Genomic DNA, 10406 nt, shown 5'->3' on the forward strand with positions numbered 1-10406 from the left:
TTTTAACCGTTATTTCTATTTACGTTTATGACTACTCACATTGACCCTGAATATCAAGCCAGTGCGATTGAACCTACAGTCCAACAAGACTGGGAAAATCGCAAAGCCTTCAAAGTTGCCGACCAAGTAGAAGGACCACGTCGTTATATCCTCTCTATGTTCCCTTATCCAAGTGGCAAACTGCATATGGGTCATGTGCGTAACTATACAATTGGTGACGTGATCAGCCGTTTCCACCGTTTACAAGGTGAAACTGTACTACAGCCCATGGGTTGGGATGCTTTCGGTTTGCCTGCTGAAAACGCGGCAATTGCACATCAAGTCGCTCCTGCAAAATGGACTTTTGAAAACATTGATTACATGCGTAATCAGCTTAAAAAGTTAGGTCTTTCTGTAGATTGGGATCGTGAATTTGCAACTTGCACACCTGAATACTACCGTTGGGAACAATGGTTATTCGTACAGCTTTATAAAAAAGGTTTAATTTACCGTAAGCTTTCAACAGTGAACTGGGACCCTGTAGACCAAACTGTTTTAGCAAACGAACAAGTTGAAAATGGTCGTGGCTGGCGTTCTGGTGCATTGGTCGAAAAACGTGATATTCCAATGTACTACTTCCGCATCACTGACTATGCGCAAGAATTACTTGACGATTTAGAAACATTAAAAGACGGCTGGCCACAGCAAGTTTTAACCATGCAACGTAACTGGATTGGTCGCTCACAGGGTATGGAAATTACCTTCCCTTCAGCGAATCCAAATGTTTATGCAGATGGTTTAACTGTATTTACCACTCGTGCTGACACACTCATGGGTGTGACTTATGTTGCAGTTGCAGCAGAGCATCCAATGGCACTTAAAGCTGCGGAAAGCAATCCTGAGCTTGCTGCATTTATCGAAGAATGCCGTATGGGTTCTGTTGCAGAAGCAGACCTTGCGACTGCTGAAAAGAAAGGCATGGCAACAGGTTTGTCAGTTAAGCACCCAGTTACAGGTGAAGAAGTTCCTGTTTGGATCGCAAACTACGTCTTGATGTCTTACGGTTCAGGTGCGGTGATGGCGGTTCCATCACACGATGAACGTGACTTCGAATTTGCCAACAAATATGGCTTAACCATCAAGCAAGTGATTGATGCCAAAGGTGCAGACGATGCAGACTTTGACGCAACAATTTGGCAAGAATGGTATGGCTCTAAAGACGGCAAACTGGTGAATTCAGGCGAATTTGACGGCTTAGACTTACAAGGGGCGTACGATGCATTCCTTGCAAAATTAGAACCGACTGGACTTGCCAACTCGAAAGTTCAATTCCGTTTACGTGACTGGGGTGTTTCTCGTCAGCGTTATTGGGGTTGTCCAATTCCTATGATCAACTGTGAAAAATGTGGTCAGGTTCCAGTACCTGAAGAACAGCTTCCAGTTGTATTGCCAACGGACGTGGTTCCAGATGGTTCAGGCAACCCACTCAACAAAATGCCTGAGTTCTATGAAACCACTTGCCCATGCTGTGGTGGCGATGCTCGTCGTGAAACAGATACTTTGGATACCTTTGTAGAATCATCTTGGTACTATGCACGCTATGCATCTCCAGATTTCACTGACGGTATGGTGAAACCTGAAGCGGGTCAAACTTGGTTACCTGTGAACCAATACATCGGTGGTGTTGAACACGCAATTCTTCATTTACTTTATGCACGCTTCTTCCACAAATTGATGCGTGATGAAGGCGTCGTTCAAGGTAACGAACCATTCACTAACCTTTTAACACAAGGTATGGTGCTTGCGGATACTTACTACCGTGAATCAGAGTCAGGTAAGAAAACTTGGTTTAACCCTGCCGACATCGATTTAGAACGTGATGAAAAAGGTCGTATCATTTCTGCGAAATATCAAGGTGATGGTCAAGACGTCGTGGTTGGCGGTCAAGAAAAAATGTCGAAATCGAAAAATAACGGTATCGACCCGCAAGCGATTATTGACCAATATGGCGCAGATACTGCACGTGTATTCATGATGTTTGCTGCGCCGCCAGATCAATCACTTGAATGGTCTGACGCAGGTGTTGAAGGTGCAAACCGTTTCTTAAAACGTGTATGGCGCCTAGCATCTGGTTTCCTTGAACAAGGCAACTCTGCTGCAAACATCGACAAAGCGACACTATCTACCGCTGCACAAGACTTGCGTCGTAAAACACACGAAACCATTCAAAAAGTGGGTGATGACATTGCACGTCGTCACGCCTTCAACACCGCGATTGCTGCGATGATGGAACTTCTAAACGCAAACAATAAGTTTGAAGTAAAAGATGATAACGATGCCGCTGTTGCACGTGAATCGATCACCACACTGCTAACTTTACTGGCACCATTTGCACCACATTTAAGCCAAACCTTATTGGCTGAGTTTGGTATCGAATTAACATCAGCACGCTTCCCTGCGGTAGATGAATCTGCGCTGACTCGCAATACACAAACGATTGTAGTGCAAGTGAACGGTAAACTTCGTGGCAAATTAGAAGTGTCTGTCGATGCATCTAAAGATGACATTCTGGCGCAAGCAAAAGCATTACCTGAAGTTCAACAATTCTTGACTGGTCCAACCAAGAAAGAAATTGTGGTGCCGAATAAATTAGTGAATTTGGTGGTTTAATTTAATCCCCCTAAATCCCCCTTTATAAAAGGGGGACTTCCCGCTCCCAACAAAAAATCGGATCTCCTCCCTTTTTTAAAGGGAGGTCGGGAGGGATTAAAAAACAATTCCCAAACAAAGCCCGTTGCGAGTCAACGGGCTTTGACTTTACAATCCACACAGGATTTCAACATTATCCCTTCGGGAAACAGAGGACACTTTATGCACTTGGTTCAACGTGTTGCTGCAATTGTATTAACTATGGGCCTGAGCGCAGGCATGGTCGGTTGTGGTTTTCATTTAAAAGGCACCAACCCTGCTGCTGTACCTGTAGCCTATTCCAATATGCGTTTGGCACTTCCTGAAGATACGGATGACTTACATGAAAAGTTAGCGATTTATTTAGGTTCTGCAGGCGTGCAATTGAGCAATAATCAAAATGCCTATGTCTTACATGTGTTGGATTACACTCCGCGACGTTTAGAACTCAATGGTAAATTGGTTGAAACTTTACTGCGCTTGAATGTGACGTTCCAAATTGAAGATGCTCAAGGTAACCCTGTGACAGAACCACGTACATTGATGGCAACACGTAGCTACCAATACGACGTAGCAACCGTGAACACCGATGACCAAGAAGAAAAATATTTAAAACAAGTGATTATTGATGACATTGCACAACAAATCGTGCGCCAAATTTCATCAAACCGCTTACCGAAAGCAAACCCACTAACTGCACCGACCAAAGCTGAGTAATTTTGATTTATGAAACTTGACTATCTTCAGGCATTAAAACGTGTAGATGAAGCGCAAGGTGCCTGGGTGCTGCATGGTCAAGAGCCTTTACTTGAACAAAATCTCCTGGATGCATTTCGTAAGAGTTGGAACACTCGAGAAGTCGAGCGTCAACGGTATGACATTAGCTCTGCTGCTGATTGGAAAAATGTCTTTAATGCTTTAAATAGCTTGTCATTATTTTCCAGTCAACTGGCAATTGAGGCACATGGCAGCATTAAACCCGATGCCAATGGACTAAAACTGTTAAAAAGCTATTTGCAGCAAAATGAAAGTAACTTGCTGCTCGTGGTCATGCCGAAGCAAGACAGTGCGAGTTTAAAGACCAGTTTTTTCCAAACCATTGATGCCAATGGAGTCAATGTTGCACTGACTGCAAACTACCCTAAAGATCGTCAGCAAATTTTGGCCGTTGAAGCACAAAAGCTCGGCATTAAACTCGCCAATGATGCTTGGCAATGGCTAGAACAGCATCATGAGCACAACTTACTGGCTGCAAAAAATAGTTTAATGCGTGTTGCAGATACTTTTCCTGAAGCAGAGATGATCCAAATAGATCATCTGTACTCTTGCTTACAAGATCAGTCACGCTACACCACCTATGATTTAAATGATGCCATGCTGCAAGGCAATTTGGCACAATCAATTAAAATTTTTCAATACTTAATCGTTTCAGGCGAGCCGATGTCGCTGATTTTATGGAGTATCAGTAAGGAAATGCGTTTGCTGATGCAACTGTTTGAGCAGCCACAAAATGCCTTGCAAATTGGTATTTGGAAAACCAAAGTCGGGCTGTATCAACAAGCGTTACGCCGTTTAAATGCGAACGATTTTTTGACTTGGCCTGCCCTATTACTTCGTTTAGACGCGTCAATAAAAGGTTTAGGTCATGAAAATCCTGAGCACTTGGTACAACAAGCTATTGCCAGCTTGTGTGGGCGCAGACTCTTCTAGTCTAATAAAAGGCTGTAATAACTTACATTCCAGTATAAAAGAATAATTATCATTACTGTTTGTTCAAAAAGTTCACAATTTATCCGTATTTAAATCTTATAATTCAATCATCTTTATAAACTTTTAACTGCCAATCATGCCAAAAATAAAACCAGCAAAATTGATCGTAGCCATCATCGTTGCTTTGGCAATCGCTGTCACTGCATGGCATTTCCTAAAACCTAAAGAAACTCAGCCGCAATATATTACTGCTGAAGTGAGTCGTGGTGACATTGAAAACTCTGTACTTGCAACAGGTGTACTTGAAGCAACCAAAATGGTGAGTGTTGGTGCACAGGTTTCTGGTCAGGTGAAAAAGATGTATGTGCAACTCGGTGATGAAGTGAAACAAGGTCAGCTGATTGCCCGTATTGACTCTGTACGTCAGGAAAATGATTTAAAAACTGCAGAAGCCAGCATCAAAAACCAACAAGCGCAATTGGCAGTTAAACAAGCAAATCTTGCAAAAGTCCAAGCTGAATATAATCGTCAACAAGCAATGTACGCTCAAGACGCGACTAGTCGTGCAGAACTTGAATCTGCGCTAGCAAGTTATAAAACTGCGCAAGCTGATATTGCAGCCATTAATGCACAAATCGAACAATCACGTTTAACTTTAGCGACTGCAAAAGAAGACTTAGGCTATACACAAATTGTTGCACCCATGGATGGAACCATCGTGGCGATTGTGACTGAAGAAGGTCAAACCGTAAACGCCAACCAAAGTGCGCCAACCATTGTGAAATTGGCAAAACTCGACACCATGACCATTAAAGCTGAAATTTCTGAAGCCGATGTCATGAAAGTTCAAGAAGGTCAAAGTGTTTACTTTACGACCTTGGGCGACAGTGAAACAAAACACTATGCTACCCTGCGCCAAGTTGAACCTGCGCCAAACTCAATTAACACCGAAAGTAACAACAACACCTCTTCGTCTTCAAGTACTGCGGTTTACTACAATGCGTTATTTGATGTCCCAAATGAAGACGGTAAATTGCGTATTGATATGACTGCTCAGGTGTATATCATTTTAGATGAAGCCAAGAATGTCTTAACGGTACCTGCCGCTGCCGTACAAACCTCAAACCGTCCACAACGTAGCCGAAATAATACGTCTACCGATGGTCAATCTGCGGATAAAAATGCCAACGCAGAAGCTAAATCGAACAAAGACCATCCAAATCGTCCTAAAGGTTTAGAACTGACTGAAGCTGAAAAAGCATTGGTCAAACAAGGCAAAGCCAGCGTTGCCATGGTGCGTGTATTGCAAGCGGATGGTTCTGCACAACCTCAACCTGTATTACTTGGCTTAAACAACCGTGTGACCGCACAAGTGATCCGAGGCCTAAAACAAGGTGATAAAGTCGTGATTGCCGACGGTTCTGATACTTCAAATGATACAGCGAAACGCAGCAACCGTGGTGGTGCTGGCGGCCCAATGAGAATGTAATTATGAGTCAATATCAGACGCCTCTACTCGAGGTCAAGAATCTGACTCGTGAATTCCCTGCTGGTGAAAGCACAGTCCAGATTCTAAAAGGGGTCAATCTTGAGATTTACCCAGGTGAACTGGTGGCGATTGTAGGTCAGTCCGGTTCTGGTAAATCAACCCTAATGAACATTTTAGGTTGCCTAGATAAACCCACAAATGGCAGCTACAAAGTCAAAGGGCGCGAAACGCGTGAACTTGAACCAGATGAACTGGCACAGTTACGCCGTGAATATTTTGGCTTTATTTTCCAGCGCTATCACTTACTCGGTGATTTGAATGCTGCAGGTAACGTTGAAGTTCCCGCAATCTATGCCGGTGCAGATGCAACCGAACGCAATGCACGTGCCAAGCAACTACTAACCGATCTTGGACTGGGTGAAAAAACCCAAAACCGTCCGAGCCAACTCTCGGGTGGTCAGCAACAACGTGTATCGATTGCGCGTGCCCTCATGAATGGTGGCGATGTTATTCTTGCCGATGAACCCACCGGTGCATTGGATAAGAATAGTGGTATTGAAGTGATGCGGATTTTGCGCGAACTCAATGCCAAAGGTCATACCATTATTTTGGTCACGCACGACCATAATGTTGCAAAAAATGCGACTCGAATTATTGAAATTTCTGACGGTAATATCATCTCAGATCAGCCCAATGTACCTGAAACAGGTGATGAACCTTTAGAAAAACAACAACTCGTTCCAAACACACAGAAAAAAACTTCAAGCTGGCGCTCTGCCGTTGACCGTTTAGGTGAAGCATTCCGTATGGCGATCCTTGCCATGAATGCACACCGGATGCGTACATTTTTAACCATGCTCGGGATCATTATTGGTATCGCTTCTGTGGTTTCTGTTGTGGCTCTTGGGAATGGTTCGCAAAAGCAGATTTTAGAAAATATCAGCAGTTTAGGTACCAATACCATCACGGTGTATCAAGGTCGTGGATTTGGTGATAACTCAAGATCATCGCAAGTAAAAACATTGGTTCCAGCCGATGCGACGGCCCTTGCGGAACAACCTTATGTCGATGGCGTTAGTCCTTCAGTCAATTCATCTGTTACAACACGTTTTAAAGACACAGAAGCGTCGACCACAGTGAATGGCGTGAGTGAAGATTTCTTCTATGTCAAAGGAATGAACTTCGCTTCGGGTCAACCTTTTGATAAAGAAAGCGTGACTGAGCAAGCGCAAGATGTGGTGATTGATAGTAATACTAAAAATACCTTCTTTGCCGATGGCACCAACCCTGTGGGTCAAGTGATTTTATTAGGCAGTGTGCCGAGCCGTATCATTGGCGTGATCGAAGAACAAAAAAGCATGATGGGCAACTCAGATAGCCTGAATGTGTATTTGCCGTATTCAACGGTTATGAGTCGTATGTTAGGTCAGTCGAATGTACGCAGCATCATTGTCCGCGTAAAAGATGAATACCCAAGTGCTGCGGCTGAGAACGCCATATTGAACTTATTGGTGCAACGTCATGGCGCTCAAGATGTCTTTACACAGAACTCCGATAGTATCCGTGAAACCATTCAACAAACCACCGCAACTATGACCTTATTGGTGTCTGCTATTGCGGTGATTTCATTGATCGTCGGTGGTATCGGGGTCATGAACATTATGTTGGTTTCTGTGACTGAGCGTACTCAAGAAATTGGTGTACGTATGGCTGTGGGTGCCCGTCAAAGTGACATTTTACAGCAGTTCCTGATTGAGGCGGTGTTGGTATGTATCTTAGGCGGGGTGCTTGGGGTTTTATTATCTTTAGGTATTGGACAATTGATTAGTCATTTTGCCGGTGGAACATTCCAAATGGCCTATTCAACGACGTCTATCGTAGCTGCATTTGTCTGCTCAAGTATGATTGGTATTGTGTTTGGCTTTATTCCTGCACGTAATGCCGCACAGCTTAACCCTGTCGATGCGCTTTCTCGCGAATAAGGAAATAATGATGCAAATGACCTTAAGTAAACTTGCAAGTGCCTTCATTCTCGGAAGTAGCTTAGTCGGCTGTGCCGCTGTGGTTAAGACGCCTTATGAAGCCCCTGCAACACAAATCCCGACGCAATTTCAAAATGCGAAAGCCATGAGTCAGCAAGTTCATGCAGATACTTATGCTGACCAATGGTGGACATTGTTTAATGATGCTCAATTAAACCAGTTGGTGAATCAAGTTTTAGCTGCCAATACAGACCTTGCTGTTGCAGGTATTAATTTACAGCAAGCTCGACTACAAGCAGGTTTAGCTGAAAATAAACAAGGGCCACGCGTGAGTTCAAGTGTCTCTACTGGACATAACTTTGACCTTAACTCAGGTGATGACTCATCAAAAGGTGTATCACTCAGTGGTGGCGTCAGTTATGAAGTAGATTTATTTGGTCGTTTGGCTAGCCAGACTGAGGCCGCAAAATGGGAAGCTTTAGCAACTGAACAAGACCTGCAAGCCACTGCCCAAAGTTTGATTGCGACAACAGCAAACTTATATTGGCAGCTTGGTTATTTAAATGAGCGCTACAGTATTGCGCAGCAAAACTTAGCCAGTACGCAAAAAACCTATGACTTAGTCAAAGTGCAATATAAAGCCGGCGCCGTTTCAGGTTTAGATCTAACCCAAGCGGAACAGTCGGTACAAAGTCAAAAAGCGACCTTAAGCCAAATTGCCCAACAAAAAGTGGAAACACGTACTGCATTGGCTGTGTTATTGCATCAACCTGTGCAACAACTGAATATTTCAGAGCCGCAGCGTTTACCTCGAATTGCATTACCGACGATTGCAGCGGGTTTACCAGCCGAGTTGTTGTCTCGCCGTCCAGATTTACAAGCGAGCGAATTAAGATTACGTAAAGCTTTGGCAAATAAAGATGCAACGAAAGCGAGTTACTACCCTTCGATTAGTTTGACTGGCAGTTTAGGCTCGAGTAGTACCTCTTTGAGTAATTTATTACAAAACCCTGCTTTGGCTTTGGGTGCAAGTTTAAGCTTACCTTTCTTGCAATATAACGATATGAAGAAAGACCTTGCGATTAGCGATTTAGATTATGAAAAATCTATTATTCAATATCGTCAGACCTTGTATCAGGCTTTTGCCGATGTGGAAAATGCGCTATCCAATCGTACTGAGTTAAGTCAACAAGTTGCTTTGCAAGAGCGTAATGTGCAGCTTGCAGAAAAAACTGAGCGTTTGACTGAAGTGCGTTATCGTAATGGTGCAATTGCGTTGAAAAACTTGCTTGATGCACAGGAGACCACACGTAATGCGCGACTGTCTTTGGTTCAAACCAAGCAGAGTCAATATAATGCTTATGTGACTTTAATGCAGGCGTTGGGTGGTAGTCCGATTAAGCAGTTGCCTTAAGTTCTTTATAAAAAGCCCGAAAGGGCTTTTTATTTATCCATCATTTTAAACATCGTAAATTCAAAATTATCTTTTGCGCTGATTTCCTCTGGGCGCTCTAAATCCATTTTGTTTTTTCGTACTACATCTTCATGCCAAACGGGCAATGGTTTGATATGCAATAAAATTCTTCGTGCAACAAAGTTACACACATCAAATGGATAAGCAAATAAAGCTGGAACCCAATTATAATGATAAATGATTCGAAATGATTTCCATGTATCTCTCCAACTTTCTTTTGCACCCACGACCTTTTGACAATAGGTTAGTTGGGTAAACGGATCGATGGTACCGTACATAGGATGCGGTTTGGGGTAAAGCTCCTCTGGTCCTTTCATCATAAAATGACAAATAAAAGTCCATAAACCTTGAGTACGAAATATTCCAATCATTGGAAAGCCAATCACAAAGGTATGTTTTAGGATGCCGTCTTCGATGATATGTGCCCGAAGCTCTCGTAATGGAATGCCAGACAACCCAAAACTACTGCCCATAATATAAACTACATCTGTCCATTTCTTTTCTATATATTCTTGATCATTAATATAGAAAAAAACTTTACCTGTTTTTCTATTAAAAAGAACAGGCTTACAAATAGGTTGTTTATGATCATATTTAAAGTAAGGACGTAGAAATGCAACACAAGGAAGTCCTATTACAAAAAGTACAGCTATAAGGAAAAAAAAAGCCTCTCCTACACTAGAATTATCAAGAAAAGAAAGAATACCAATGTAGTAAAATAAAAATAAAAATAATGGAAACATTGGAATTAATAAACTTATTCCTTTTCCTAACCTTGCATAAGATTGATCAATCAATTCGATATAATCATCATTCATGCTAACAAATGACCAATTATGATTACGTTTAGAATCATTTTCTGGTTTAAGTAGAACGTCTCCTTCATCTAACTGAGAAAAAGGAACATCCTGTTTAAATACATCATAACCAAAGTCATGATTTTTTATTTTACTTTTCATATTAGATTTCTTTCATAAGTCATTTTTCACTCAGCTCCAAGTTATAAATTCCAGCAATTAGATTGAATCTTAATGCTAGTCTTTTGCCTCGATTGCGATATCGCTCAGCAAGAATTTTGAAGGTT

The 10406-nt window shown here is 42.4% G+C and carries 7 protein-coding genes and 1 pseudogene; 6 read left to right on the forward strand and 2 right to left on the reverse strand.

The window, feature by feature from the left end; genetic code table 11:
- Positions 1-27: 27 nt before the first annotated feature.
- The 6 genes from leuS (at position 28) to FTV04_RS13250 (ending at position 9262) form a co-directional block, all read left to right on the forward strand.
- Positions 28-2649 carry a leucine--tRNA ligase gene (gene leuS / locus FTV04_RS13225; protein ID WP_180089890.1) on the forward strand — a complete coding sequence of 874 codons (2622 nt, stop codon included), beginning with the start codon at positions 28-30 and terminating at the stop codon, positions 2647-2649.
- A 201-nt stretch (positions 2650-2850) separates the two neighbouring features.
- Positions 2851-3384, forward strand: coding sequence for an LPS assembly lipoprotein LptE (lptE, locus tag FTV04_RS13230; RefSeq protein WP_078192675.1), 534 nt, complete (start codon positions 2851-2853; stop codon positions 3382-3384).
- A gap of 9 nt (positions 3385-3393) precedes the next feature.
- Positions 3394-4377, forward strand: a complete 984-nt coding sequence (gene holA / locus FTV04_RS13235) for a DNA polymerase III subunit delta (RefSeq protein ID WP_180089892.1) — start codon at positions 3394-3396, stop codon at positions 4375-4377.
- A gap of 136 nt (positions 4378-4513) precedes the next feature.
- Positions 4514-5866 carry a MacA family efflux pump subunit gene (locus FTV04_RS13240; protein WP_180089894.1) on the forward strand — a complete coding sequence of 451 codons (1353 nt, stop codon included), beginning with the start codon at positions 4514-4516 and terminating at the stop codon, positions 5864-5866.
- A 2-nt stretch (positions 5867-5868) separates the two neighbouring features.
- Complete coding sequence (locus FTV04_RS13245; RefSeq protein ID WP_180089896.1) at positions 5869-7848, forward strand: MacB family efflux pump subunit; 1980 nt, start codon at positions 5869-5871, stop codon at positions 7846-7848.
- A 10-nt stretch (positions 7849-7858) separates the two neighbouring features.
- Positions 7859-9262, forward strand: a complete 1404-nt coding sequence (locus FTV04_RS13250) for an efflux transporter outer membrane subunit (RefSeq protein WP_078192679.1) — start codon at positions 7859-7861, stop codon at positions 9260-9262.
- A gap of 29 nt (positions 9263-9291) precedes the next feature.
- Here the strand turns inward: FTV04_RS13250 and FTV04_RS13255 are convergent, their stop codons facing one another.
- Both FTV04_RS13255 and FTV04_RS13260 read right to left on the reverse strand, forming a co-directional pair.
- Positions 9292-10281, reverse strand: a complete 990-nt coding sequence (locus FTV04_RS13255) for a hypothetical protein (RefSeq protein WP_078192680.1) — start codon at positions 10279-10281, stop codon at positions 9292-9294.
- A 19-nt stretch (positions 10282-10300) separates the two neighbouring features.
- Positions 10301-10406 (reverse strand): annotated as a pseudogene (locus tag FTV04_RS13260) (IS5/IS1182 family transposase); the annotation flags it as partial.

It is taken from the genome of Acinetobacter sp. YH12219 (genome assembly GCF_013417875.1).
Lineage (GTDB): Bacteria > Pseudomonadota > Gammaproteobacteria > Pseudomonadales > Moraxellaceae > Acinetobacter > Acinetobacter amyesii.